This window comes from Amycolatopsis vancoresmycina, from assembly GCF_000716785.1.
GTDB lineage: Bacteria > Actinomycetota > Actinomycetes > Mycobacteriales > Pseudonocardiaceae > Amycolatopsis > Amycolatopsis vancoresmycina.
The window spans coordinates 242,261-267,387 of the sequence record NZ_JNYY01000014.1; the positions used below are offsets into that span (position 1 = coordinate 242,261).

Annotated in this window: 22 protein-coding genes and 1 pseudogene; 11 read left to right on the top strand and 12 right to left on the bottom strand. The window is 71.6% G+C overall.

What is annotated here, in order from left to right; translation table 11 throughout:
• Nucleotides 1-6: 6 nt before the first annotated feature.
• Nucleotides 7-1,779, bottom strand: coding sequence for an aa3-type cytochrome oxidase subunit I (gene ctaD, locus OO60_RS30350; protein ID WP_033262608.1), 1,773 nt, complete (start codon nt 1,777-1,779; stop codon nt 7-9).
• A gap of 203 nt (nt 1,780-1,982) precedes the next feature.
• Here ctaD and OO60_RS30355 point away from each other — a divergent pair, with 203 nt between their 5' ends.
• Nucleotides 1,983-2,459, top strand: a complete 477-nt coding sequence (locus tag OO60_RS30355; RefSeq protein WP_033262609.1) for a DUF4383 domain-containing protein — start codon at nt 1,983-1,985, stop codon at nt 2,457-2,459.
• A gap of 47 nt (nt 2,460-2,506) precedes the next feature.
• Here OO60_RS30355 and glgX read toward each other — a convergent pair whose 3' ends face one another.
• Together glgX and OO60_RS30365 are read right to left on the bottom strand one after the other, a co-directional pair.
• Nucleotides 2,507-4,693, bottom strand: a complete 2,187-nt coding sequence (gene glgX / locus OO60_RS30360) for a glycogen debranching protein GlgX (protein WP_003088785.1) — start codon at nt 4,691-4,693, stop codon at nt 2,507-2,509.
• 127 nt (nt 4,694-4,820) lie between these two features.
• Nucleotides 4,821-5,687, bottom strand: a complete 867-nt coding sequence (locus OO60_RS30365) for a manganese catalase (protein ID WP_003088788.1) — start codon at nt 5,685-5,687, stop codon at nt 4,821-4,823.
• A gap of 166 nt (nt 5,688-5,853) precedes the next feature.
• Between OO60_RS30365 and OO60_RS30370 the strand changes: the two genes are divergently transcribed.
• Entirely contained in the window at nt 5,854-6,078 is a 225-nt protein-coding gene (locus OO60_RS30370; RefSeq protein WP_240490708.1) for a hypothetical protein, read from the top strand.
• Nucleotides 6,079-6,105: 27 nt separating this feature from the next.
• Here OO60_RS30370 and OO60_RS30375 read toward each other — a convergent pair whose 3' ends face one another.
• Nucleotides 6,106-6,963: an SDR family oxidoreductase gene (locus tag OO60_RS30375; protein WP_003088793.1), complete on the bottom strand. Its 858-nt coding sequence runs from the start codon at nt 6,961-6,963 to the stop codon at nt 6,106-6,108.
• Nucleotides 6,964-7,106: 143 nt separating this feature from the next.
• On the opposite strand from OO60_RS30375, the gene OO60_RS30380 reads away from it, so the two are divergent.
• The 3 genes from OO60_RS30380 (at nt 7,107) to OO60_RS30390 (ending at nt 10,334) form a co-directional block, all read left to right on the top strand.
• Entirely contained in the window at nt 7,107-7,493 is a 387-nt protein-coding gene (locus OO60_RS30380) for a winged helix-turn-helix transcriptional regulator (RefSeq protein ID WP_003088796.1), read from the top strand.
• Between the two features lie 236 nt (nt 7,494-7,729).
• Nucleotides 7,730-9,076: an alpha-L-arabinofuranosidase B gene (locus OO60_RS30385; RefSeq protein ID WP_033262610.1), complete on the top strand. Its 1,347-nt coding sequence runs from the start codon at nt 7,730-7,732 to the stop codon at nt 9,074-9,076.
• 28 nt (nt 9,077-9,104) lie between these two features.
• Nucleotides 9,105-10,334, top strand: coding sequence for a GDSL-type esterase/lipase family protein (locus OO60_RS30390; RefSeq protein ID WP_003088801.1), 1,230 nt, complete (start codon nt 9,105-9,107; stop codon nt 10,332-10,334).
• A gap of 6 nt (nt 10,335-10,340) precedes the next feature.
• Here OO60_RS30390 and OO60_RS46625 read toward each other — a convergent pair whose 3' ends face one another.
• Together OO60_RS46625 and OO60_RS30395 are read right to left on the bottom strand one after the other, a co-directional pair.
• Nucleotides 10,341-10,484 (bottom strand): hypothetical protein, encoded by a 144-nt coding sequence (locus OO60_RS46625; RefSeq protein ID WP_156081333.1) that lies wholly within the window; start codon nt 10,482-10,484, stop codon nt 10,341-10,343.
• 182 nt (nt 10,485-10,666) lie between these two features.
• Nucleotides 10,667-11,731 (bottom strand): LacI family DNA-binding transcriptional regulator, encoded by a 1,065-nt coding sequence (locus OO60_RS30395; RefSeq protein WP_338059614.1) that lies wholly within the window; start codon nt 11,729-11,731, stop codon nt 10,667-10,669.
• 81 nt (nt 11,732-11,812) lie between these two features.
• On the opposite strand from OO60_RS30395, the gene OO60_RS30400 reads away from it, so the two are divergent.
• The 5 genes from OO60_RS30400 to OO60_RS30420 all read left to right on the top strand — a co-directional run bounded on the left by OO60_RS30400 (nt 11,813) and on the right by OO60_RS30420 (nt 17,391).
• The gene (locus tag OO60_RS30400; protein ID WP_003056398.1) at nt 11,813-13,039 is read left to right on the top strand and encodes a sugar ABC transporter substrate-binding protein; all 1,227 of its coding nucleotides are present in this window, start codon (nt 11,813-11,815) and stop codon (nt 13,037-13,039) included.
• Nucleotides 13,040-13,047: 8 nt separating this feature from the next.
• Nucleotides 13,048-13,992: a carbohydrate ABC transporter permease gene (locus OO60_RS30405; protein WP_033262611.1), complete on the top strand. Its 945-nt coding sequence runs from the start codon at nt 13,048-13,050 to the stop codon at nt 13,990-13,992.
• Nucleotides 13,989-14,798, top strand: coding sequence for a carbohydrate ABC transporter permease (locus tag OO60_RS30410; protein WP_003056401.1), 810 nt, complete (start codon nt 13,989-13,991; stop codon nt 14,796-14,798). Before OO60_RS30405 ends, OO60_RS30410 begins: the two co-directional genes overlap by 4 nt.
• Before the next feature lie 22 nt (nt 14,799-14,820).
• Nucleotides 14,821-16,530, top strand: coding sequence for an amylo-alpha-1,6-glucosidase (locus OO60_RS30415; RefSeq protein ID WP_033262612.1), 1,710 nt, complete (start codon nt 14,821-14,823; stop codon nt 16,528-16,530).
• A 168-nt stretch (nt 16,531-16,698) separates the two neighbouring features.
• Complete coding sequence (locus OO60_RS30420) at nt 16,699-17,391, top strand: glycoside hydrolase family 12 protein (protein ID WP_003056408.1); 693 nt, start codon at nt 16,699-16,701, stop codon at nt 17,389-17,391.
• Here OO60_RS30420 and OO60_RS30425 read toward each other — a convergent pair whose 3' ends face one another.
• The 4 genes from OO60_RS30425 to OO60_RS30440 all read right to left on the bottom strand — a co-directional run bounded on the left by OO60_RS30425 (nt 17,392) and on the right by OO60_RS30440 (nt 22,362).
• Nucleotides 17,392-18,750 (bottom strand): dipeptidase, encoded by a 1,359-nt coding sequence (locus tag OO60_RS30425; RefSeq protein ID WP_081911277.1) that lies wholly within the window; start codon nt 18,748-18,750, stop codon nt 17,392-17,394.
• Nucleotides 18,747-18,983: a hypothetical protein gene (locus OO60_RS30430; RefSeq protein ID WP_004558710.1), complete on the bottom strand. Its 237-nt coding sequence runs from the start codon at nt 18,981-18,983 to the stop codon at nt 18,747-18,749. The genes OO60_RS30425 and OO60_RS30430 overlap by 4 nt, the downstream gene beginning before the upstream one ends.
• Nucleotides 18,980-20,452: a glutamate/gamma-aminobutyrate antiporter GadC gene (gene gadC / locus OO60_RS30435; RefSeq protein ID WP_033262613.1), complete on the bottom strand. Its 1,473-nt coding sequence runs from the start codon at nt 20,450-20,452 to the stop codon at nt 18,980-18,982. Before gadC ends, OO60_RS30430 begins: the two co-directional genes overlap by 4 nt.
• A gap of 95 nt (nt 20,453-20,547) precedes the next feature.
• On the bottom strand, nt 20,548-22,362 hold the full coding sequence (locus OO60_RS30440) for a glycoside hydrolase family 15 protein (protein WP_004558708.1): 1,815 nt from the start codon (nt 22,360-22,362) through the stop codon (nt 20,548-20,550).
• A gap of 398 nt (nt 22,363-22,760) precedes the next feature.
• Here OO60_RS30440 and OO60_RS30445 point away from each other — a divergent pair, with 398 nt between their 5' ends.
• A complete protein-coding gene (locus tag OO60_RS30445; RefSeq protein WP_033262614.1) occupies nt 22,761-24,158 on the top strand; it encodes an MFS transporter in 1,398 nt (465 codons plus the stop codon).
• Between the two features lie 90 nt (nt 24,159-24,248).
• Here the strand turns inward: OO60_RS30445 and OO60_RS47930 are convergent.
• Both OO60_RS47930 and OO60_RS30455 read right to left on the bottom strand, forming a co-directional pair.
• Nucleotides 24,249-24,488, bottom strand: a pseudogene (locus tag OO60_RS47930) (ion channel); the annotation flags it as partial.
• 179 nt (nt 24,489-24,667) lie between these two features.
• A complete protein-coding gene (locus OO60_RS30455) occupies nt 24,668-25,072 on the bottom strand; it encodes an SHOCT domain-containing protein (RefSeq protein WP_033262616.1) in 405 nt (134 codons plus the stop codon).
• Nucleotides 25,073-25,127: the final 55 nt, after the last annotated feature.

Below are 25,127 nucleotides of genomic sequence, written 5' to 3' on the forward strand. Positions count from 1 at the left end.
CGGCGATCAGCGGCCGCGGGGATCCTCGCTCTCGCCCTGCTCGCTCGGCTGGGTGGCCGCGGCCGCGATCTCCGCTCCCGACGGCTTGCCATCGGGGTGGCCGCGGGTGACGTGGGCTTCGGCGCGCATCCGCGCCACCATCTGCGGGTAGTGCAGCTCGAACGCCGGGCGCTCCGAGCGGATGCGGGGCAGCTCCAGGAAGTTGTGCCGGGGCGGCGGGCTGGTGGTGGCCCATTCGAGCGAGTTGCCGTAGCCCCAGGGGTCGTCGACGGTGATGGGTTCGCCGTAGCGGTAGCTCTTGAAGACGTTCCAGATGAACGGCAGCACCGACAGGCCCAGCAGGAACGCGCCGATCGTGGAAACCATGTGCATCCAGGTGAACCCGTCGCTCGACAGGTAGTCGGCGTAGCGGCGCGGCATGCCCGCGTCGCCGAGCCAGTGCTGGATGAGGAACGTCGTGTGGAAGCCGATGAACGTCGTCCAGAAGTGCCACTTCGCCAGCCGTTCGTCGAGCATCCGGCCGGTGATCTTGGGGAACCAGAAGTAGATGCCGGCGAAGGTGGCGAAGACGATCGTGCCGAACAGCACGTAGTGGAAGTGGGCGACGACGAAGTAGCTGTCGTGGACGTGGAAGTCCAGCGGCGGGGACGCGAGGATGACCCCGGTCAGGCCGCCGAGCAGGAACGTCACCATGAAGCCGACCGACCACAGCATCGGCGACTCGAACGTCAGCCGGCCCCGCCACATCGTGCCGATCCAGTTGAAGAACTTGATCCCGGTCGGCACCGCGATGAGGAACGTCATGATCGAGAAGAACGGCAGCAGCACGGCACCGGTGGCGAACATGTGGTGCGCCCACACCACCGCCGAGAGCCCGGTGATCCCGATCGTCGCGAACACCATCAGCTTGTAGCCGAACAGCGGTTTCCGGCTGAACACCGGCACGATCTCGGTCACGATCCCGAAGTAGGGCAGCGCGACCACGTAGACCTCGGGGTGGCCGAAGAACCAGAACAGGTGCTGCCACAGGATCGCGCCGCCGTTCTCCGGGTCGAACACGTGCGCGCCGAGGTGCCGGTCGGCCAGCAGCGCGAACAGCGCCGCGGTCAGGATCGGGAACGCGAGCAGGATCAGGATCGACGTGAACAGGATGTTCCAGGTGAAGATCGGCATGCGCCACATGAGCATCCCGGGACAGCGCAGGCACACCACGGTGGTGATCATGTTGACCGCGCCGAGGATCGTGCCGAGGCCGGCCACGATCAGCCCGGTGATCCACAGGTCGCCGCCGACGCCGGGGCTGTGCACGGCGTCCGACAGCGGCGTGTAGGCGGTCCAGCCGAAGTCGGGCGGGCCGCCGGGGGTGGCGTAGGCGGAGAGCACGATCGTCCCGCCGAACAGGTACAGCCAGTAGGAGAACGCGTTGAGCCGGGGGAACGCCACGTCCGGCGAGCCGATCTGCAGCGGCAGCACGAAGTTGGCGAACCCGAACAGGTTCGGCGTGGCGTAGAGCAGCAGCATGATCGTGCCGTGCATGGTGAACAGCTGGTTGTACTGCTCCGGCGACAGGAACTGCAGGCCGGGCCGGGCCAGCTCGCCGCGCATCAGCAGCGCCGTCAGGCCGCCGATCAGGAAGAACCCGAACGACGTCGTCAGGTACAGCACGCCGATCGTCTTGTGGTCGGTGGTGCGGATGGTCTTCAGGATCGTCTCGCCGCGCTTCCCCCGGTGCACCGGGCGGTGCGGGATCGGGGCCGGGCGTGCCACCGTGTCGGTCATCGGACTCCCACCTGGTGCTGCCGGGGACGGGCTTGTCCCGCGCGCGTACCCACCCGCGGGCGCGGATACACGCGCCGGACGGGACCGGGTGCGGGACCAGCCGTCCGGGGTAACGGCGTGGGTGGTTAGCCGCGGTACCGCCGGGTAGCCGCCCGGTCTGGCTCCGTCCACCGGCGGGGCGCCGACCGCGGAAAGGAAACCCCATGTCCACCGCCACCCACACCCGCACGAAATCGCCCGTGCAGGTCGCCGCCGCGGTCGTTGCGGTCGTCTTCCTGCTGGTCGGCGTGCTCGGGTTCGTCCCGGGCATCACGACGGACTACGACCGGCTGAGCTTCGCCGGCCACGACTCGATGGCCATGCTGCTCGGCGTGTTCATGGTCTCGGTCCTGCACAACATCGTCCACCTGCTGTTCGGCGTGGTGGGCCTCGCCGCGGCCCGCACCGCGCGCGGCGCCCGGCTGTACCTCGTCGCCGGCGGCGTCGTCTACCTGGTCCTGTGGCTCTACGGCCTGCTGATCGACCACGGCAGCGACGCGAACTTCGTGCCCGTCAACACCGCGGACAACTGGCTGCACCTCGGCCTCGGCGTCGGCATGATCGCCCTCGGCCTGCTGACCGCCCGCGCCGGGCACAGCACCCGGGGGCCGGAGCCGGCCCGGGGCCCGGGCCTCGGCTGACCCCGGACGCCGGCGGCTCGTCACGGGCCGCCGGCGTCCCGGGTGCGTCACCGGGTTCCGCTCTCCCGGGTTCGCAGCAGCACGGTCAGGGCGCGGCCGGCGACCACCACCGTGCCGCCGCCCGGCACCGTGCGCGGGGTGACCGGCTGTTCGCCCGCCATGCCGCCGACCAGCACGCCGCCGATGGACCGGTGGAACACCTCGCCCGTCGCCGAGTCGACGACGATCGCCCATTCCGCGCCGTACTCGTCGTCGGGGACGGTCATCGTGATGTCGTCGTCGTGGGCGTTGAAGCAGAGCAGGAACGAGTCGTCGAGGACCCGCTCGCCGCGGGCGTCGAGGTCGGGGATCGCCGTGCCGTTGAGGAAGACCATGATGCTGCGGCCGAAGCCGGCCTCCCAGTCCCGGTCCGTCATCTCCTCGCCGGCCGGGGTGAACCAGGCGATGTCGCGCAGTTCGTCGCCGCGGCGGATCGGGCGGCCGGCGAAGAAGCGGCGGCGGCGGAACACCGGGTGCCGCCGCCGCAGGTCGACGACGGCCGAGGTGAACTCGAACAGCTCGCGGTGCTGCTCCAGCTGCGACCAGTCCACCCAGGACAGCTCGTTGTCCTGGCAGTAGGCGTTGTTGTTGCCCTGCTGGGTGCGGCCGAACTCGTCGCCGTGCAGGATCATCGGCACGCCCTGGGACAGCAGCAGCGTGGCGATCAGGTTGCGGCGCTGGCGTGCCCGCAGGTCCAGGACCTTCTCGTCCTCGGTCGGGCCTTCCGCACCGCAGTTCCACGACCGGTTGTCGTCGGCGCCGTCGCGGCCGTCCTCGCCGTTGGCCTCGTTGTGCTTTTCGTTGTAGGAGACCAGGTCGTTCAGCGTGAAGCCGTCGTGCGCGGTGACGAAGTTGATCGACGCGAACGGCCGCCGCCCGTCACTCTGGTAGAGGTCCGACGAGCCGGTGATCCGCGAGGCGAACTCGCCCAGCGTCGCCGGTTCGCCGCGCCAGAAGTCGCGGACGGTGTCGCGGTAGCGGCCGTTCCACTCGGTCCACAGCGGCGGGAAGTTGCCGACCTGGTACCCGCCGGGGCCGACGTCCCACGGCTCGGCGATCAGCTTCACCTGGCTCACCACCGGGTCCTGCTGCACCAGGTCGAAGAAGGTGGCCAGCCGGTCGACGTCGTAGAACTCGCGGGCCAGGGTGGCGGCGAGGTCGAAGCGGAAGCCGTCGACGTGCATTTCGGTGACCCAGTACCGCAGCGAGTCCATGATCAGCTGCAGGGTGTGGGGCTGCCGCACGTTGAGGGAGTTGCCGGTGCCCGTGTAGTCCATGTAGTACTGCGGGTCGTCCTCGACCAGCCGGTAGTACGCCTGGTTGTCGATGCCGCGCATGGACAGCGTCGGGCCGAGGTGGTTGCCCTCGGCCGTGTGGTTGTAGACGACGTCGAGGATGACCTCGATCCCGGCCTCGTGCAGGGTCCGCACCATCGCCTTGAACTCGTGCACCTCGCTGCCCGGCGTCGCGGGCATGATCGAAGCGGCGTACTCGTTGTGGGGCGCGAAGTAGGCGATCGTGTTGTAGCCCCAGTAGTTGGCCAGGCCGCGCTCGGTGAGGGCGTGGTCGTGCAGGAACTGGTGCACCGGCATCAGCTCGACGGCGGTGACGCCGAGGGTCTTGAGGTAGTCGATCATCACCGGGTGCGCCAGCCCGGAATAGGTGCCCCGCAGTTCCTCCGGGATGTCCGGGTGCAGCTTCGTCAGCCCGCGGACGTGGGCTTCGTAGACGACGGTCTCGTTGTACGGCACGCCCGGCGGCCGGTCGTTGGCCCAGTCGAAGTACGGGTTGACGACGACCGCGCGGACCGTGTGCGCCGCCGAGTCGTCGTCGTTGCGCTCTTCGGGCCGGCCGAAGCGGTAGCTGAACACCGACTCGTCCCAGTCCACCCGGCCGGTCACCGCCTTGGCGTACGGGTCGAGCAGCAGCTTGGCCGGGTTGCACCGCAGGCCGCGGCCGGGGTCGTACGGCCCGTGGACCCGGAAGCCGTACTCCTGACCGGGGCCGACGCCGGTCAGGTAGCCGTGGTGGACGAAGCCGTCGACCTCCGGCAGCCGAATCCGGGTCTCGGTCCCGTCCGGGGCGAACAGGCAGAGGTCGACGCGCTCGGCGACCTCGGAGAAGAGCGCGAAGTTGGTGCCGACGCCGTCGTAATCGGCTCCGAGCGGGTAGGGGGAACCGGGCCAAGGCTGCACAGGGCCTCCACAGGTGCGCGAGCGAACTCCGCCCGGATACCCGGCCTGCGGTCTCCCGAATCCGTGACGCGCGCCTCTCCGCCCGGGGCCGCCGTGGCGGCGGCCCCGGGCCGGCGGTGCCGGTGGGTCAGGTGAGCTTGTTCTTGACCTGCTTGGCCTTGCCCTTCGCGGTGCCCTTCGCGTCCTGCAGCGGGGCGTAGGTGCCGTACAGCGCGGGGTCGGGCTTGGGTGCGGTGCCGGGGCCGCCGAGGGGTTCGGGGTCCATGAGGTATTCGAGGCCGGCGCCGGTGGTCCAGCCGGCCCCCTTGGCGCCGTCGGGGCCGTCGGACAGGTGCCAGATCGTCTTGTTGTGGGTCTGGTCCTCTTCGTCGAGCAGGGCGTTGGGGGCGATCTCGTCTTCGAGGCCGTCGGCTTTGAGCTCCTCGATGGCGCCGAGCCACTGCTTCTGGTGGACGGTGTCGCGGGCGAGGTTGAACTTGAGCATGGCTTTGACACCGGGGTCGTCGGTCATGTTGTAGAGCCGGGCGGTCTGCAGGCGGCCTTGGGCTTCGGCGGCGGCGTTGGCCCGGAAATCGGCCAGCAGGTTGCCGGAGGCGACGATGTACTTGCCGTTCCAGGGGGTGCCGTTGCTGTCGGCAGGCAGGGCACCGCCGCCGGCGACGATGGCCTGCTGGACGTCCATGCCGCCGAGCATCGCGGCCATGACCGGGTCTTTCACGGCTTCGGCGGTGGTGGTGGCCGGGGCGCCTTCGAGGAGGCGGGCGACCATGGTGGCGAGCATTTCGACGTGCCCGATCTCTTCGGTCGCGGTGTCCATGATCAGGTCCTTGTACTTGCCTTCGATGCGGCAGTTCCAGCCCTGGAACAGGTACTGCATGGTGACGGTCATCTCGCCGAAGGCGCCGCCGATGAGTTCCTGGAGCTTGTGGGCGTAGACCGGGTCGGGCTTTTCGGGCTTGGCTTCGAACTGCAGCAGCTTCGTGTGGCGGAACACGGCATTCCCTCCGTCGTCCGGGTGGCGGTCGGAGGACGGCTTTCCCGGTTAGCGGAGGGTTAACCCCGGCGAGCGGAACGGTCTCTCCCCGCCGGGGAAGCATCGACAACGCCACGGTCGCTGTGATAGTTGAACGCGGAACGTCTGAAGGCGAGTGGAGCGATACGTGAGCGATCACCAGGAGCGGGTGCCGGCCTGCCGGCGGTACCAGTGCGACGAGCCGGCCCTCTGGCGGAGGATGTGCGCGGCTCACTGGGCTCGCTGGCAGAACGGGACCGACCCGCTCGACCAGCCCGGCGACGACGGCCACGCCCCCGAAGCCCGGGTGTGGCAGCCGCCGTTGCGGGAGACCAGCGTGTCGCGGCGGAAGCCACCCGGCCGTCCCCTGTGACGGCGGCCGGGCGGCTCCGCAGCGGGTTCAGCGCGTCCCGGCGACCTCGGCCACGGTCACGCCGATCGGGGTGGCCGGGCGGCCGATGAGCGTGCGGAGATCGGCCGTGGTTTCGGCGAGCAGGCCGTCCCTGGTGTTGGCGTCCAGCGCGACGAGGAAGCCGGCGACCGGTTCCGGCAGGCCCGCCTCGGTGAGCGCCTTGGCGTGCTCGTCGGCCGGCAGGTCGACGTACCGGGTCTCGCGGCCGGTGGCCTTGCCGACCTCGGCGGCCAGGTCCGCGTACGAGTAGGCGGTGTCCCCGGCGAGCTCGTAGACCTTGCCCTCGTGCCCTTCGCCGGTCAGCACGGCGACCGCGGCCGCGGCGTAGTCCGCGCGGGCGGCGCCGGCGACCCGGCCGTCACCCGCGCTGCCGACGAAGCTGCCGGTCTCGGCGGCCTGCTTGATCGTGTCGGCGTAGTTCTCGTGGTACCAGTTGTTGCGCAGGATGGTGGCGGTCAGGCCGGACGCCTCGATGAGTTCCTCGGTCGCCTTGTGCTCCGGGGCCAGTACCAGCGCCGACGTCGTCGCGCGCGGTGCGCTGGTGTAGACGAGGTGGCCCACCCCGGCCTGCTTCGCCGCTTCGATGACCGCCTCGTGCTGCTCGACCCGCTTGCCGACCTCGCTGCTCGAAACCAGCAGCACCTTGTCGGCGCCCTTGAACGCGGTGACGAGGCTTTCGGGGTCGGTGTAGTCCGCGCGGCGCACCTCGACGCCGCGTTCGGCCAGCCCGGCGGCCTTCTCCGGGGTGCGGACCGCGGCGACGACCTGGTCGGCGGGCAGCTTCTCGAGCAGGCCTTCGACGACGAGCTTGCCGAGGTGGCCGGTGGCGCCGGTGACGACGATCATGAGAACTCCTTGAAGGTTCAAGTACCTGGCTCCTGGAGGATGTACTAACTTTTAGAAAGTACCAACTCATTGTTAGTGCCGTCACATCCATCGTGCAAACTCTTGGGTAGTATCGAGGGGTGGATGGACAACGAGGTGACGGCGTGTCCGACGCCGAGCACGAGGCGCTGATCGCCGACGTCTTCAGTGCCGCCTGCGCGTCCCGGGCCGTGCTGGAACACGTCACCGGCCGGTGGGGGGTGCTCGCCCTCGTCGCGCTGAACGACGGCGTCTTCCGGTTCAACGCGCTGCGCCGCCGGGTGCAGGGGGTCAGCGAGAAGATGCTCGCCCAGACGCTGCAGGCGCTCGAGCGCGACGGCTTCGTGCACCGCGACGCGCGCCCGACGATCCCGCCGCACGTGGAGTACAGCCTCACGCCCGCCGGGCAGGAGGTGGCCCGGCGGCTGCTGGCGCTGATCGAGGTGCTCGAAGCCGGTGTGCCCGCCGTGCTGGCGGCCCAGGCGCGGTACGACGAGGCGAAGGGCGCCTGACGCCGGGCGAATCCTCTTGCGGGACAACGGGTCCGCGCGGGACTTCGAAAGCGTCGAAAGTTTTACGCGGCGGAAATCTCCCATTGCACTGTGTCGGCGCGGGCGTTATGTTAGCGCTCACAATCGCTCCGCCTGTGCCGTCCCAGCGTGTCGGTGATCGAGGAGGAGGTTGGCAACGTCGCCGGCCCGCGCACCTGTCGAATCGACGATTTCCGCACCGCACCAGGAGATCACCCATGGCACGACAGCCGAGAACTCCCCGCGTCATCGCCTCCGCCGTCCTCGCGGCCGGCACGCTCGTCGCCGGTCTGCTGGCCGGTGGCGGCACGTCCCAAGCGGCCACGCAGGGCCCGTGCGACATCTACGCGGCCGGTGGCACCCCTTGCGTCGCCGCGCATTCGACGACTCGCGCGTTGTACGGCGCCTACAACGGCCCGCTGTACCAGGTCCGGCGCGCGTCGGACAGCGCCACGCGTGACATCGGCGTGCTGAGCGCCGGCGGGGTGGCCAACGCCGCGACCCAGGATTCGTTCTGCGCCGGGACGACCTGCCTGATCACGGTCATCTACGACCAGTCGGGCCGGAACAACCGCCTCACTCAGGCGCCGCCGGGCGGGTTCCAGGGGCCGGCCGCGGGCGGGTACGACAACCTCGCCAACGCCACCGCGGCGCCGATCACCGTGGGCGGGCATAAGGCTTACGGCGTCTACGTGGCTCCCGGTACGGGCTACCGCAACAACAACACCAACGGCATCGCCACCGGTGACCAGCCGGAAGGCATGTACGCGATCTTCGACGGCACGCATTACAACGGTGGTTGCTGCTTCGACTACGGCAATGCCGAACGCAACAGCCGTGACAACGGCAACGGCACGATGGAGGCCATCTACTTCGGCAACATCAAGGTCTGGGGCTACGGCGCCGGCAACGGCCCGTGGCCGATGAAGAAGGAAGGCGCCATCATCCTCGGCATCGGCGGCGACAACAGCGTCGGCGCCCGCGGCACCTTCTACGAAGGCGTGATGACGTCCGGTTATCCGTCGGACGCCACGGAAAGCGCGGTGCAGGCGAACATCACCGCGGCCGGCTACGCCACGAGTTCCGCGGGCACCGGGCTGACGCCGGGCACGTCCGTTTCGCTGCGCGCCACCACCGCCTGCTGCACCGACCGCTACATCCACCACACGGGGTCCACTGTGGACACCGCGGTGATCGGCAGCGGCAGCTCCGCCACCGAAAAGGGCAACGCGTCCTGGACCGTCCGGACCGGACTCGGCAGCTCGTCGTGCGTGTCGTTCGAGTCGAAGAACGTGCCGGGCCAGTACCTGCGGCACCAGAACTACGAGCTGTACCTGCAGGCCAACGACGGGAGCTCGCTGTTCGCCCAGGACGCGACCTTCTGCCCGGAGGCCGGGCACAACGGGCAGGGTGCGTCGCTGCGGTCGCTCAACTTCCCCGACCGGTACGTGCGGCACTACGCCAACATCGTGTACATCGCCGCCAACGGCGGTTCGAACACCTTCGACAACGCCAACGCCTACAACGACGACGTGAGCTGGCTCGTCAGCTCTCCGTGGTCCTGATATCCGCCCGACGAGGAAGGATGCCCGGATGCGCTTCAGCCGGACCGCAGTCATCCTGGCCGTTTCCGCGTCGCTGCTGAGCCCGGCGGTGGCGGACGCGGCGTCCGCCCCGCCGGGGCCGGTCACGCTGACGGAGTCGTCGCTCCAAGGCGTGCACGGGGTTTCGCCCGACGTCACGGTCCGCAACGTGCTCACCGTGACCGCGAGCGGCACGGCCCTGCGCGTCCGGCTGGGCAACCCGTTCGGGGCCAGCCCGCTGCGGGTGCGGTCGGTGTGGGTCGGGCGGCAGCCGTCGCCCGGGTCACCGGCACTGGCGCCGGGCTCGAACCGCCGCGCGACCTTCGGTTTCCGGCACGCGGTGACGATCCCGCCGGGCGCGAGCGCCTGGACCGATCCCCTGCCGCTGTCCGTGCGGCGCGGCGACCGCGTCGCGGTGAGCGTGTACGCGCCCGGGTCACCGGTCGACGACCACACGTTCCCGCCGCCGGAGACGAGCACGCCGGGGTCGTTCGCCTCGGCCGGGCCGGGTGACGCCGGCGCGGACGAGTCGGGCCGGGCCTACGGCGCCTTCGCGCCCGGCGTGTTGTGGTGGGCGGACGCGATCAGTGCGGCGTCCGCCGCCCGCGGCACGATCGTCGCGCTCGGCGACTCGATCACCGACGGCTACAACGCGTTCGGCGGCGGCCCCCGGTGGACCGACGTGCTCGCCGAGCGCATCGCGACGCGCCCGCCGTCGCGGCGGCTGTCGGTGGCGAACGCCGGGATCAGCGGCAACACCGTCAGCGTGCAGCCGAACCCGTACGACCCGACCGGCCAGTGCTGCGGGCCGCCGGCGCCGGCCCGGCTCGACCGGGACGTGCTCTCCCTGCCCGGCGTGCGGTACGTCCTCCTGCTGGAGGGGACGAACGACCTCGGCGGCGGCGACTACGCGCCCCCGGCACCGGCCGCGCAGGTCATCGGCGCGATGCGGACCATCGCCGGGCGGGTGCACGCGGCGGGCCGCCGGATCGTCGGCGCGACCATCCTGCCGATGTGCAACGCGGCGGGCGGCCCGAAGGAGCAGGCCCGGCTGGCGGTCAACGCGTGGATCCGCACTTCGGGCACGTTCGACGCGGTGCTCGACTTCGACGCGGTGCTGCGCGACCCGGCCGACCCGACGGTGATCCGCGCGGACCGGCGAACCGACTGCTACCACCCGAACGCGGCCGGGGACCGCCTGCTGGGCGACTCGATCGACCTCCGGGTGTTCGGGTTGTGAAGGGCTTCAGGGCCGCTCGGGCCGGTCCGGCTTCGGCGGCCGCGGATCACTGACCGGCCGCGGCTTGCGGGCCGGGGTGGGCCGCGGTTCCCGGGCGCGCGCCCGGCGGGCGCCGAGAACGGTGACGATCAGCTGATCGATGGGGGACATCCGAGCCTCTCCGCAACGAGCGATCGAACCGGTTCGATCATGTTCACCTTAGGGCAGGTGTAGTGCGGACGGCACCGGCCGAACAGCGGAAGCGGTTCGGCCGGTGGTGGGAATCGACGCCGGGTTGTGTGCCGGTTCCGGGCCGGTCGTGCCGGGGCGCCGGGTCCTGGCCGGCCCGTCCGCTAGCGCCGCGGTCGCGCCCCGGTGCTGGACCGCAGGGAGATCGGCGGCTCCAGCAGCGCGTGCCGCGGCGCCGCGTCCCGGTCCGCGATCTGCGCCAGCAGCAGGTCCACCGCGAGCCTGCCCAAGTCCGTTGCCGGGACGTCGGCCGCCGTGAGCGGGGGGTGGAAGTCCTCCGCCAGGCGCTCTGCGATCACGCCCGTCAACGAAAAGTCGCGGGGCACCTCCAACCCCGCCCGGTGCAACGCGCGCTGCACTCCCGGCAGGGCCGCTTCGTTGATCGTCACCGCCGCCGTCACCGCCGGCCACTGGGTCCGGATCTGCTCGAAACAGGCCAGTCCCGCCGCCGCCTCGTCCGCGCAGCACACCGTGCGCGCCCGCAGGCCGCGCGCCGCCGTCGCCGCCAGGAACCCCGTTGCCGACCGGAGGGCCGGGCCGTAGCCCGCCGCGACCAGCTCCGCCGACCGGTTGATCAGCACGACCTCCTCGTGGCCGAGGTCGGCGAGGTGGTGGACGCAGCGCGTGATCAGCCCGCCGTAGTCGACGTCGACCCACCAGGACGCCCCGGGGTGCTCGACGTGGCCGATCGTCACGAACGGCAGGCTCGCCTGGCTCAGCCGCTCGACCCGCGGGTCCTCGAGGAGGATCTCCATCAGGATCACGCCGTCGACGCGCCGGCCGGTCACGATGCGCTCGAACGACCGGTCGTGGTCGCCGCCGCTGGGGGAGAGCAGGACGTCGAGGTCGTGGGCCGCGGCCGCGTCGACGACGCTACCCACGAACCCCAGCTGGACGTCGGTCAGCCGGCGGCTGGCCGGCGGCACGACCAGGCCCAGCGTGCGCGTCCGGCCCTCGGCCAGCGCCCTCGCGCTCGCGTTGGGCCGGTAGCCGAGCTCGGCGATGACGTCGTTGATGCGCTGCACGGTGGCCGCCGACACCGGGCGTTTGCCGCTGAGCGCGTACGACACGGTGCTGCGCGACACCCCCGCGCGCCGCGCGATCTCCCCGATGTTCATGCCACTCCCGACCATCGTCCAGAACCGGTTCGATCGTAGTACACGCAGTATTGCGCAGGAGCCGCCGCGGGGTTTACGGTGACGCGGCCTCGGTCATCGAACCGGTTCGACGACGAACGGGAAGGTCCTCCCATGCAGCGTCACCCGATCATCCGGCTGCTGTCGGCGGCCGTCGCCGCGACGACACTGGCGGCGTGCTCCTCCGGGACGGCCCCCGCCGCCGCCGGACCCTTCACGGTCTGGGACCCGTACCCGCAGTTCGACGCGAGCTCCGCCTGGGCGAAGGTCGTCGACAAGTGCGGTGCCGACGCCGGGGTCAAGATCGCGCGGCAGGCGTTCGACACGACCGACCTGACCAACAAGGTGCTGCTCGCCGCCCAGCAGGGCACCGCGCCGAACGTCCTCGTCGTCGACAACCCCGTGGTCTCGACACTGGCCGAGGGGGGCGTGCTCAAGTCCAATGCGGACAGCGGCCTCGACACCGCGCAGGTCGCCCCCAACCTGCTCGCCGCCGGCGACGTCAAGGGCCAGGCGTACGGCGTCCCGATCGGGGCGAACACCCTCGCCCTCTACTACAACAAGGACGTGCTGACCGCGGCCGGTGTCGACCCCGCGTCCGTGCGGGACTGGGCGTCGCTCGACGCCGCCCTGGCCAAGGTGCACGCCGCCGGCAAGAAGGGCATCACGTTCTCCGCCATCGGCACCGAGGAGGGCAGTTTCCAGTTCCTGCCGTGGTTCTGGGGTGCGGGAGCGAACCTGACCGACCTGGCCTCGCCCGCCGCCACCGCGGCCCTCGCCCAGTGGAAGTCCTGGCTGGACAAGGGGTACGCGCCGAACTCCGTGGTCGGGAACACGCAGACGACCAGCTGGCAGGAGTTCGCGACCGGCGACTACGCCTTCGCCGAGAACGGCACCTGGCAGCTGCAGAACGCGAAGAAGGCCGGGTTCGGCTACGGTGTCCTCGCGATCCCGGCCCGTGCCGGGGGCGCGGCCCCGGCGCCGACCGGCGGCGAGTTCGTCACCGTGCCCGCGCAGAGCAGCCCGGACACCGAAAAGACCGCGGGCAAGATCGCCTCCTGCCTGACCAGCCCGGCCAACGTCCTCGACTCCGACACCGCGCTGACCTACGTGTCCGCCGTGCCTTCGGTGCAGGACAAGCAGGTCGCCGCCCAGCCCGAGTTGAAGGTGTGGGTCGACGCCGTGAAGGTCGCGAAGGGCCGCACCGGCGACAACCTCGGCACCCGGTACCCGCGGATCTCGGAACCGCTCTGGGGTGCCGTGCAGGCCGCGCTCACCGGCGCGAAGGCCCCGGACGCCGCGCTCGCGGCCGCGCAGGCGACCGCCGCGTCGGCGAAGTAGGCCCGCTCGTGCAGGACATCCGCGAACCGGTCACCGTCCGCGCGGCCGCGCGAGCGCCCGGCCGGGTGCGACGGCGGCGGCCGCAGCTGCTCGCGTGGGCGTTCCTCGCGCCGCTCGTCGCCTACCTCGTGCTCTGCTACGGCTATCCGCTGGTCACGAACATCGACCTCAGCCTGCGCAGCTACACCGTCCGCACCTTCGTCCACGGCGGGGCGCCGCTGGTGTGGTTCGACAACTACGCCGGCGTGTTCGCCGACCCGACCTTCCGCACGGCCCTGCTCGACACGCTCGTCTTCACGGCCGCGTCCCTGCTGTTCCAGTACGGCATCGGCCTGGCGCTGGCGGTGTTCTTCGCCCGTCACTTCCGCCTGGGCCCGACGCTGCGGGCGCTGTTCCTGGTGCCCTGGCTGCTGCCCCTGATCGTCTCCGGGTCGACGTGGGCGTGGCTGCTCAACAGCGAGTCCGGGGTGGTCAACGCCGTGCTGGCCTGGTTCGGCGCCGGCCGGATCGACTGGCTGACCTCGCCGTCGTGGTCGCTGGTCTCGGTGATCATCGCCAACATCTGGATCGGCGTGCCGTTCAACCTCGTCGTGCTGCACAGCGGCCTGCAGAACATCCCCGCCGAGGTGTACGAAGCGGCGTCGCTCGACGGCGCCGGGGCGTGGCAGCGGTTCCGGCACGTCACGTTCCCGCTCCTGCGCCCGGTTTCGGCGATCACGCTGCTGCTGGGGCTGGTCTACACGCTGAAGGTGTTCGACGTCATCTGGATCATGACCAGGGGCGGGCCCGGCGGCTCGTCGACCACCCTGGCCACCTGGTCCTACCAGCTCGGGTTCGGCAGCCTGCTGCCGCGGTTCGGGCCCAGCGCGGCCGTCGGCAACGTCCTCATCCTGCTGGCCCTGGTCGCCGGCCTGCTCTACATCCGCGCGCAGCACCGGCAGGAGGCGGCGTGATCCGGCACTGGCGCACCGCGGTGGGCCTGGTCCTCACCGCCGTGATGCTGTTCCCCGTCTACTGGATGGTCAACGTGTCGCTGACACCGGCCGGGCGGATGCGCAAGTCGCCGCCCGACTGGTTCCCCGCCGCGCCGACGTTCGAGGGGTACGAACGGGTCCTGCACGAGCAGCTCCCGTACTTCGCCACCAGCCTGCTGGTCGCGCTGGGGACCGTCGTGCTGACGCTGGCGCTGGCGGCGCCGTCGGCGTACGCGCTGGCCAAGCTCCGCCCGCGCGGCCGCCGGGCGCTGGGTTTCGTGCTCCTGGTCGCCCAGATGATCCCCGGCATCATCATGGCGCTGGGCTTCTACGGCATCTACGTGTCGCTGGGCATCACCAACACCGCGTGGGGGCTGGTGCTCGCCGACTCGACGATCGCGGTGCCGTTCGCCGTGCTCATCCTGACGTCGTTCATGGCTTCGGTGCCGGACGAGCTCGTCCAGGCGGCCACCGTCGACGGCGCCGGCGCGCTGCGCACGTTCTGGTCGGTGGTCCTGCCCGCGAGCCGCAACGGGGTCGTCACGGCGGGGCTGTTCTCGTTCCTGTGGGCCTGGTCGGACTTCGTCTTCGCGGCGACGCTCGACGGCGGTGGCCCGCTGCGGCCGCTGACCCTGGGCATCTACCGCTACATCGGCAACAACAACCAGGAGTGGAACTCCATCATGGCGACGGCGGTGGTGGCCTCCGTGCCCGCCGCGGTGCTCCTCGTGCTCGCGCAGCGGTTCGTCGCCGCCGGCGTCACCGCGGGCGCCGTCAAGGACTGACCCCCTCGGAAAGGACGCTTCTGTGCCCACGGGCGAGTTTTCGCTGCGGGAAATCCCCTTCAGCCACCCGGGATCGTGGTTCGACGTGTCCCCGGTGGTGGCCGAAGCCACCTACGCGGACGACCTGCACCTGGTGTCCCACCGCCACGGCATGCACGCCGTCCTGGCGCTGGTTCCGGAAAGCGGCGGGGAGCGGGCGGCGGTCCCGGCCGCCGCCACGCCGTCCGCGCTCACCTGGGGGGCCGGGGACCGGCGGATCACCGCCGCGTACGCGGGACCGGACGCGCTCCGGATCGCCGGACGCGGCCTCGGGCTGCGGATCCGCGCGGCCGAGCCCACGCTGACCCCGTTCGCCGGCACGTACTTCTTCGCCGACCCGGTCGACGGTTCCGCCGTCTTCACCTCCTACGAAACGGGCCACCGCTACCGCGTCACCGTCCTTTCCGGACACCTCCGGCACGTCGGCGCCGAAGCGCTCGGCTCGGCCGAGCGGGCCGTCGTGCTGGGGGACGGCAGCTGGGAGGTGGTGATCGAGGAACTCCCCGGGGCCCGGGAACCGTACGTGCCGTCGACGGCGTTCGACGGCGTGGTCGCCGCCGCCGGGGCCGCGTTCGCCGGGTTCGCCGATTCGGTGGCGCCCTGGCGTGGCGAGCGGACGCCGGCGGCCGAGCTCGCCTGCTACGTGCTGTGGTCGGCCATCGTGGCGCCGTCGGGGTTCGTCGGCCGTCCGGCCGTGCTGATGTCGAAGCACTGGATGGACAAGGTGTGGAGCTGGGACCACTGCTTCAACGCGCTCGCCCTCGCCGGCGGCCGCCCCGAGCTGGCCTGGCACCAGTTCCAGGTCGTCTTCGACCACCAGGACGACCGGGGCGCGCTGCCCGACTCGGTCACCCACGCCGAGGTGCTGCGCAACTTCGTCAAGCCGCCCATCCACGGCTGGGCCCTGAGCCGCCTGCGCGGCCGCCTGCCCGGCGGCCTGCCGGAGGCCGGGCGCGCCTACCGACGGCTGGCGGCGTGGACGACGTTCTGGCTCGACCACCGCCGCGTGCCCGGCCGGCCGGTCGCCCACTACGAACACGGCAACGACAGCGGCTGGGACAACGCGACCCCGTTCGCCGGGGAACGGCTGGTGCAGACCCCCGATCTGGCGGCGTTCCTGGTGCTGCAGCTGCGGGAGCTGGCCGTGCTGGCCGCCGGGCTCGGCGACGCCGAAGCGGCCGGGCGGTGGCGCGCCGAAGCCGATGGCATGCTGGCAGCGCTGCTGGACGAGCTCTGGGACGGCACGAAGTTCGTCAGCCGCTCGGTGGCGACCGGCGCGGCCCAGGGCGGGGAGAGCCTGCTCGAACTCATGCCGATCGTGCTCGGCGAGCACCTGCCGCCGGCGGTTCGGGACGTGGTCGTGGCGGGGATCGAGGAGCACCTCACCGACATCGGGCTGGCCACCGAGCGCCCCGGGTCGCCGTGCTACGAGGCGGACGGCTACTGGCGCGGGCCGGTGTGGGCGCCGGTCACGGTGCTGGTCGAGGACGGCCTGCGCCGCGCCGGGGCGGTGGACCTCGCCGACCGGGTCAGCGCGCGGTTCCGCGCGGTGTGCGAGAAATCCGGGTTCGCCGAGAACTTCGACGCGCTGACCGGCGACGGCCTGCGGGACCGCGCCTACACCTGGACGGCCGCGGCCTACCTGCTGCTCGCCGGGGACGCCGAAGCGCGGGAAACGCTTTCCGAAAAGTAATAATCCGATTGGTTCGACCACATCGACGATCCGGGCCGTTGAAATCATCGATGCCATTGTCCGAATCGATCGAATGCGGGTGATCGGCGCACCGGATCTTGACCGGCGCGCAACGCGGCTGCAATAGTCGTCCTGCCTCCCGTTCGATTTCCGGGAAAGGATGAACCGATGCACAAAGTCGTGCGTTCCCTGCTCGTTTCGCTCACCGCGGCCGCCGTGGTGGCCGGCACCGCCGGCGTGGCCGAAGCCGCCACCTGGTCGTCTTCGGACAAGTGGGCGACGTGGTCCAACGGCGGTTACACGGTCCGCAACGACGTCTGGGGCGGTGGCGCCGGTCCCCAGACGATCTGGGCCAACTCCTCCAGCAATTGGGGGGTGTGGGCGAACCACCCGAACACCGGCGGTGTCAAATCGTACCCGCACTCGGCGAAGAACGTCGGGCGGACGATCGGTTCCCTGCGCCAGGTTTCCAGCAGTTTCAACGTCAGCCGGCCCGGCAGCGGCGCGTACGAGACCGCCTATGACATCTGGGCGAACAACAACGCCTACGAAATCATGCTGTGGATGAACAAGCAGGGCGCGGTCGGGCCGATCGGCACCAAGCAGACGACGGTGAGCGCCGGCGGCCACACCTGGGACGTCTACCGGGGGTCGAACGGGTCGAACGAGGTCTTCTCCTTCCTGCGGACGTCGGACACGAACGCGGGCACGGTCGACGTCCTCGCGGTGCTGAACTGGATCCGGACCCGCGGCTGGTTCGGGGACGTGACACTGGGCGAGGTCCAGTTCGGGTTCGAAATCACCTCCTCCTCGGGCGGGCTGAACTTCACGTCGAACAGCTATTCCGTGTCCGCCTCTTGATCAGGCACCGCGGGACGCCCGGCCGAAGTCCTGGAGGAACAGGGCTTCCGCCAGGGCCATGGCCGCGATTTCCCGCGGTGCCACGGATTCGTTCGGTGCGTGGATGAGGGCCTGGGGTTCCTCGACGCCGATGAGGAGGATTTCGGCGTCGGGGTAGGTCTCGGCGAGGACGGTGCACAGCGGGATCGAGCCGCCTTGGCCGAGCCGGCTCACCGGGCGGCCGTACACGGTCTCCATCGCGCGGGTCATCGTCGCGTACGCCGGGCCGTCGGTGGTGGCGAGGAACGGGTGGCCGATCGCCTCGACCTCGACCGAGACCTCCACGCCCCACGGAGCGGCCGCCTGCAGGTGCTCGGTGAGGGCGCAGGCCGCGTGGTGCGGGTCGACGCCCGGCGGGATGCGCAGGTTCAGCCGGGCCCGGGCGCGCGGGACCAGTGCCGCCGTCGAGCCGACCACCGGCGGGCAGTCGATGCCCAGCACCGTCAGCGCCGGGCGGGCCCACAGCGCGTCCGCGACTTCGCCGCCGCCCAGCAGGACGGCGCCGGGCGGCAGGCCCGCGTCCGCCCGGAACCGGTCGGCCGGGTACCGGGCACCGGACCAGCGGCCGTCGCCGGGCAGGCCGTGGACCGTCGTGCCGCCCTCGTCGTCGCGGAGGGAGGCCAGCACCCGCACCAGCACCGCCAGCGCGTCCGGGGCGGGACCGCCGAACATGCCCGAGTGCAGTTCGGACGGCAGCGCCTCGACCGAGACGACGACGTTGACCAGGCCGCGCAGGCTGACCGTGACGGCCGGGTGGCCGACCGCCGCGTTCCCGGTGTCGGCCACCAGGATCGCGTCGGCCCGCAGGAGGTCCGCGTGGTCCGGGACGAACGCCTCCAGCCCGCCGGTGCCCTGCTCCTCCGCGCCTTCGACGACCAGCTTGAGGTCGACCGGCACGTCGTCGCCGAGGGCGCGCAACGCTGTGAGGTGCATGAGGATGTTGCCCTTGCAGTCGGCCGCGCCGCGCCCGTACCAGCGTCCGTCCACTTCGGTCAGCCGGAACGGCGGCGTCCGCCACTCGGCGTCGGCCAGCGGTGGCTGGACGTCGTAGTGCGCGTAGAGCAGCACGGCCGGCGCGTCCGCCCGGCCGCAGCGCCGGGTGCCGACCACGGCCTGGCTGCCGTCCGGCGTGTCGGCGAGGCTCGTGCGGAAGCCGGCCTCGGCGAACGCGTCGGCGACCCAGACGGCCGCGCGGTGGCACTCGTCGGGCGGGAACTGCCGCGGGTCCGCCACCGACCGCAGCGCGACGAGCTCCGCGAGTTCCTCCCGCGCCCGTGGCATCAGGGCGTCGATCCGGGTCCGCAGGTCCACCGCGCTCACCCGCCCACCGGGCAGGGACCGGCGTACCGCAGCACCGGCCGCAGGAGCGGCCGCGCTCCCGGGCCACCGGCGGTGTCGCTCGCCGCGCGGGTGAGCGCGGCGTTCAGGTCGGTGCAGACCGCGGACCGGTGGGCCAGGTAGCCCGCCACCAGCAACCCGCCCAGCACCACCGCCACCAGGACGTAGACGGCCGTCCGCTGCGACCGGGTCGATCGTTCGTCCACAGTGGTCATGACGAGCTCACCTCCGGTTGCCGCCACGACGGTTTCCGCAGGCGGTAGAACAGGAACGGCACCAGCAGGCCGAGGCCGAGCGCGCCGCCGGCGACGATCCCCAGGTACACCCACGGGCTGCCGGAACCGAACTGCGACGGCGGGACGAACCCGACCAGCAGCGCGGCCAGCGACGCGCAGAACCCGATGCCGCACAGGCCGAGCAGCAGCGGCGCGCGGAACCCGCGCGGGTGATCGGGGTACTTCCGCCGCAGGCGGACCGCCGCGACGAACATCAGCAGGTACATGATCAGGTACACCTGCGTGGTGATCACCGAGAAGATCCAGTACGCGCTCGACACGTCCGGGATGAACGCGTAGAGCAGCGCGATCAGCGTGGTGACGGCGCCCTGGGCGACCAGGATGTTCTGCTGCACGCCCCGGCCGTTGAGCCGCTGCAGGAACGGCGGCAGGTACCCCTCCTGGCGGGCGATGAGCAGCAGGCCCTTCGACGGGCCGGCCAGCCAGGTTAGCATCCCGCCGAGGGAAGCCAGGACGAGCATGATCCCGATCAGCGGGGTCAGCCACTGGATGCCGAAGCCGGCGAACACGGCGTCGAAGGCCTGCATCACCCCGGCCGTCAGCGAGAGCTGGTCGGCCGGGATCACCCAGCTGATGGCGAGCGCGGGCAGGATGAAGATGAGCAGCACCAGCCCCATCGCCAGGAACATCGCCCGCGGGAACTCCTTGCCCGGCTTGCGCAGCGACGACACGTGCACCGCGTTCATCTCCATCCCCGAGTAGGACAGGAAGTTGTTCACGATCAGGACCAGGCTCGCCAGCCCGGCCCACGCCGGCAGCAGGTGGCTCGCCGACATCGGGGCCGCGGACGGGTGCCCCTGGCCGAGGAACACGATGCCGAGGATTACGAGGAGCGCGCCGGGCAGCAGCGTCCCGATGACGAGCCCGCCGCCGGCCAGCCCGGCCACGCCTTTCGTGCCGCGGGAGGAGATCCAGACGCCGGACCAGTACGCCACGACGATCACCGCGGCCGTCCACCACCCGTTGTTCGCCAGGTCCGGGTCGAAGACGTACGCGAGCGTGCTGGCGACGTACCCGAGCAGGCTGGGGTAGTAGAAGATCGTCATCGCGAACTGGCACCAGACCGCCAGGAACCCCAGCGGCTTCGAGATGCCGAGCGCGACCCAGTTGTAGACACCGCCCGGCCAGCCGGAAGCCAGTTCGGCGGAGACCAGCGACGTCGGCAGGAGGAAGACGATCGCCGGGACGACGTAGAGGAAGACGGCCGCGAGCCCGTAGACCGCCATCGTCGGCGAGGGACGCAGGCTCGCGACGGATCCGGTCGTCATGAGCGCGAGCGCGACCCAGGAAATCCACGCCGCGGCCGGTGGTTTCGCGCGGCCGGCCCCCTCCGGGGGTGGCGGCCCGGCTGGTTCCGTGGACCGGCGTGGTCGGTTGGTGGTGGTCATGGCTTCGGCCTCCCGGGGCTCGCCTCGACGGGTGCCTCATCGTGTTCCGCGCGGCGCGCGGCCGGGTCACCCGTGGCGGGGGAGACCCGGCCGCCTCAGCCGAGGACGGCGTCGAGGGTGACGGCGGCGTCGATCAGGGCCAGGTGCGTGAACGCCTGCGGGAAGTTGCCGAGCTGCTCGCCGGTCGGGGCGATCTCCTCCGCGTACAGCCCGACGTGGTTGGCGTAGGTCAGCATCTTCTCGAACGCCGTGCGCGCCTCCTCCAGGCGGCCCGCCCGGGCCAGAGCGTCGACGTAGGCGAAGCTGCACAGCGAAAACGTGCCTTCGGCGCCGGCGAGGCCGTCCGGGGACGCGGCCGGGTCGTACCGGTAGACCAGGCTGTCGGTCACCAGGCCGGTCTTGATCGCGTCGAGCGTCGAGAGCCACAGCGGGTCCGTGGCCGGGAGGAATCCGGTGCGCGGCATGCGAAGCAGGGCCGCGTCGAGCTCGTCTCCGGTGTCGTGCTGGACGAACGCGTTTCGCGTGCGGTGCCAGCCGCGGTCGATGATCTGGCCGTGGATGCTGTCGCGCTGCCAGGTCCAGTCCTCGACCGGGGCCGGCCTGCCGTGGGTGCCGGCCAACCGGATGCCGCGGTCGAAGGCGACCCAGCTCATCAGCCGGCCGTAGGTGAAGCGCTTGCGGCCGCCGCGGGTCTCCCAGATGCCTTCCTCGGGCTGGTCCCAGTGTTCGCCGAGCCATTCGAGGGCCGCGCGCAGGGCTTCCCAGCCCTGGTGGGGAAGTTCGAACCCGGCGCGGTCGGCGGCGAAGACGCTGTCGAGGGCTTCGCCGTAGATGTCGAGCTGCAGCTGCCCGGCCGCGTCGTTGCCGATCCGGACCGGCGCCGACCCGCGGTACCCGGACCAGTGCGCGAGGCTTTCTTCCCGCAGGTCCGTCGTGCCGTCCACGCGGTACAGCACGGCGAGCGGCCCGCTGGTCCCGCCCCGGCCTTCGCGGATGCGGTCGCCGAGCCAGTTCCCGAACCGGGCGGCCTCCTCCGCGAACCCGAGGGCCAGCAACGCCGACACCGAGAAGGACGCGTCCCGGACCCAGGTGTAGCGGTAGTCCCAGTTCCGCTCGCCGCCGAGTTCCTCGGGCAGCCCGAGGGTGGGCGCGGCGACCAGCCCGCCGGTCGGCTCGTAGGTGAGCAGCTTGAGCGTGATCGCCGACCGGAGCACGATCTCCCGCCAGCGGCCGCGGTAGGTGGAGCGGGCCAGCCACCCGCGCCACCAGTCCACAGTGGACTGGAAGAGGGCTTCGAAGTCGGCGACGCGGATCTCGCGCGGCGGCTCCGCGGAGTCGGTTTCGAGCACGACCCCGCGCACCTGGCCGGCGTCCAGGGTGAGCCGCAGGTGCACGTCACCGCCTTCGATGCGGGTTTCGGCGAGGTGCTCGTCGCCGGGCTCACGGACCGCGTGCAGCACGAGGGAGGTGTCACGCGCGATGAACACGGCCCCGTTCGCGACGAGCATCGCCTGGTGCGGACGGCGGCCGTAGTCGAAGCGGGGCGCGACCACGACGTCGAACGTCATCCGGCCGCGGACGCAGCGCACGAGCCGGGCGATCCGGTGCCGGGTGGTGGCCGGGCCGTCGCACGGCGGCATGAAGTCGACCACCTCGCCGATGCCGTCGGGGCCGGAGAACCGGGTGATCAGCACCGCGGTGTCCGGGTGGTACATCTGGGCACTGGCGCAGGCACCGGCCGGGCGGATCCGGAACCGGCCACCGCGCTCGTCGTCGAGCAGAGCGCCGAAGACCGACGGCGAATCGAAGCGGGGGCAGCAGAACCAGTCGATCGACCCGTCGGTCGTCACCAGCGCGGCGGTCTGCAGATCTCCGATCAGCCCGTGCTCGGCGATCGTGGTTTCGGTCATGGCTCCTCCATCGGCACCGGATCCCCTCACCGGGCACCGTCCCGGGCCGGGACGGCCGCTGCCTCATCCCGGCGGGGTGAGGTGGCCGGGTCGGGAGTGCCGGGGTCGCGGAGGTGGTTGGCGGGCGGGCTGCTGACCGTCAGGCCGCGGAAGTCGCGGAGGCGGCCCCCTGCTCGCCGAGTGGGCGGCAGCCGTGGCCCCGCTGCGGGCGCCGGGGTCGCGGGAGTGGCCAGCGGTCGGGCCGCTGGCCGCCGGAGCACCGCGAAAGCCGCGGAAGCGAGCCCCTGCTCGCCGAGCAAGCGGGCGCCCGGCCGGGCCGGTGCCTCACCCCCGCGGGGTGAGGCAGCCCGGCCCCGGCCGCGCCACCGTGTGCGGCACCCGACGAGGAAGGCCCGCCGATGCTCGTGCTGCCCCTGGCCCTCGCCCAGTTCGTCGCGAGCTACGCCGCGACGACCATGACCGTCGCCGTCAGCGCCATCGCCGCGGACCTCGGGACGACCGTGCTCGGCGTGCAGACGGCGATCACGGTGTTCACCCTCACCATGGCGTCGCTCATGGTGCCCGGCAGCAAACTGAGCGACCTGCTGGGCCGCAAGCGCTGCTTCCTCGCCGGGCTCGCCGTGTACGGCTCCGGTGCCCTGCTGGCTTCGGCCGCGCACGGCCCGGCGCTGCTGCTCCTCGGCTACTCGGTGCTGGAGGGCGTCGGCTCGGCGCTCATGATCCCGCCGATCTACATCCTGATCACCGTCGCCAGCCCCGGCCTCGAAGCGCGGGCGCGGGCCTTCGGCGTGGTCAGCGGGGCCGGCGCGCTCGGCGCCGCGGCCGGCCCGCTCGTCGGCGGCCTGGTCACCACGTGGCTGGGCTGGCGGGCGTCCTTCCTGCTGCAGGTCCTCCTGGTCGCCCTGATCGTCCTGCTGACGGTGCGGGTCACCGAGCCGCCCGCACCGCCGCGCGAGGAGGAGTTCGACGTCGCCGGCGCGGTCCTCTCGGCGGCCGGCCTGTTCTTCGTCGTCTTCGGCGTGCTGCAGACGGGCACCTACGGCTGGCTCGTCTCCCGCGCGGACTTCGCCGTCGGTGCCGTGGTCCTGCTGCCGGCCGGCGGGATTTCACCGCTCTGGCTGTTCGCCGGCATCGGCGCCGCCTTCCTCGTGGTGTTCTTCGCGCACGTCCGCTCGCGGGAACGGGCCGGCCGGGCGGCGCTGGTGCCGTCGGGGCTCTTCCGCGACCGCGTCACCTGGCTCGGGCTGACCACCCAGCACGTGCAGTGGCTGGTCCTGCAGGGGGCGTTCTTCGTCGTCGCGGTCTTCCTGCAGGAGGTCCGCGGGTACGACGCGATCGAGACCGGGCTGATGCTCACCCCGGCCACCGCCGGCATCCTGGGTGCCTCGGCGGCGGCGGGCCGGCTCGCGCGGCGGCACTCCCAGCGCGGTCTCGTCCGCGCCGGGTTCGCCGTCACCGTCGCGGGGCTGGCCCTCGTGCTGCTGCTGGTCCGGGCGGATTCCGGGGTGGCGGGCGCGGTGCCGGGCCTGTTCCTGCTCGGCGCCGGGGTCGGGGTCATGCTGACGGCGTCGGTGAACCTCGTGCAGTCGCGCTTCCCGGACTCCGCCCAGGGCGACATTTCGGGTGTGTCCCGCAGTGTGTCGAACCTCGGCTCGTCGGTGGGGACGGCGCTGGCCGGCTCGGTCCTGGCCGGGACGCCGCACCTCGGCGGGCGGTCCTTCGCCCTCGCCCTCACCACCCTGGGCGTCGTGGCGCTGGCCGGGCTGGCCGCGGCGGTGCGGCTGCCGTCCGACTGATTCGTCCACTGTGGACGCGCGCCGGTGCCGCACCGCGGTCAGGATCACCCGCAGCACCACGCCCAGCACCACCAGGTCCGCGGCCATCTGCACGGTCACCAGCACCCGGGCGGCGGTGGACACCGGGGTGATGTCGCCGAAGCCGACCGTGGCGAACACCGTGACCGTGAAGTACAGGGCGTCGGTGCGGGTCAGCACCGCACCGAAGGACCCCGGCCGGTCCTGGGCGAGCACGTAGTAGGCGTCGGCGAACAGCAGCAGGAACAGCGGCACGATGAGGGCGAGCGCCTGGACGCCCTGCCACGCCGGGAACGGCGAGCGCAGGATCATCCGCACCTCGCCGACCACCAGCAGCACCAGCACGGCGAGACCGGCGGTGAAGGTGACCGCCGTCCACGGCCGCAGGACCTGGTCGACCGGGAGCAGGTAGTAGAGGCAGACCAGCGCGATGACCGTGAGCAGGGGCCGCAGCACGGCCAGGTGGACGAACCGCCACCGCCGGGCCGCGGTCAACGCGCGAGGGCCTTCCGCTTGAGGGCCTGGAACTCCGCGTCGTCGATGACGCCTTGGTCCAGCAGCCGCCGGGCTTCGGCGATCTGCGCCGCACCGGTGTTGTCCGATGTGGACACCGAACGCACGTAGTCGTCGAACCGCCGCTGGGTGGCCACTTCGCGGGCGCGCTGCCGGTCGAGGATGTTCCGGCCCTGCGTGCAGAGGTAGAGCAGCACGCCGACGAACGGCAGCACGATCACCAGTACCGTCCAGCCCGCCTTGCCCCAGCCGGAGACGTCGGCCCGGCGGTACAGGTCGCCCAGGATCACGAACAGCAGCCAGAACCAGGCGATCCAGCAGAAGAACACCAGCATCGTCCACATCAGGCTCAGGAACGGGTACTCCGCGCTCGCCAGGGCCATGACATCTCCTCGTCTCCGGGATCGGGGCCAGGCACGCTCGCGCGTGCCCGGCCCA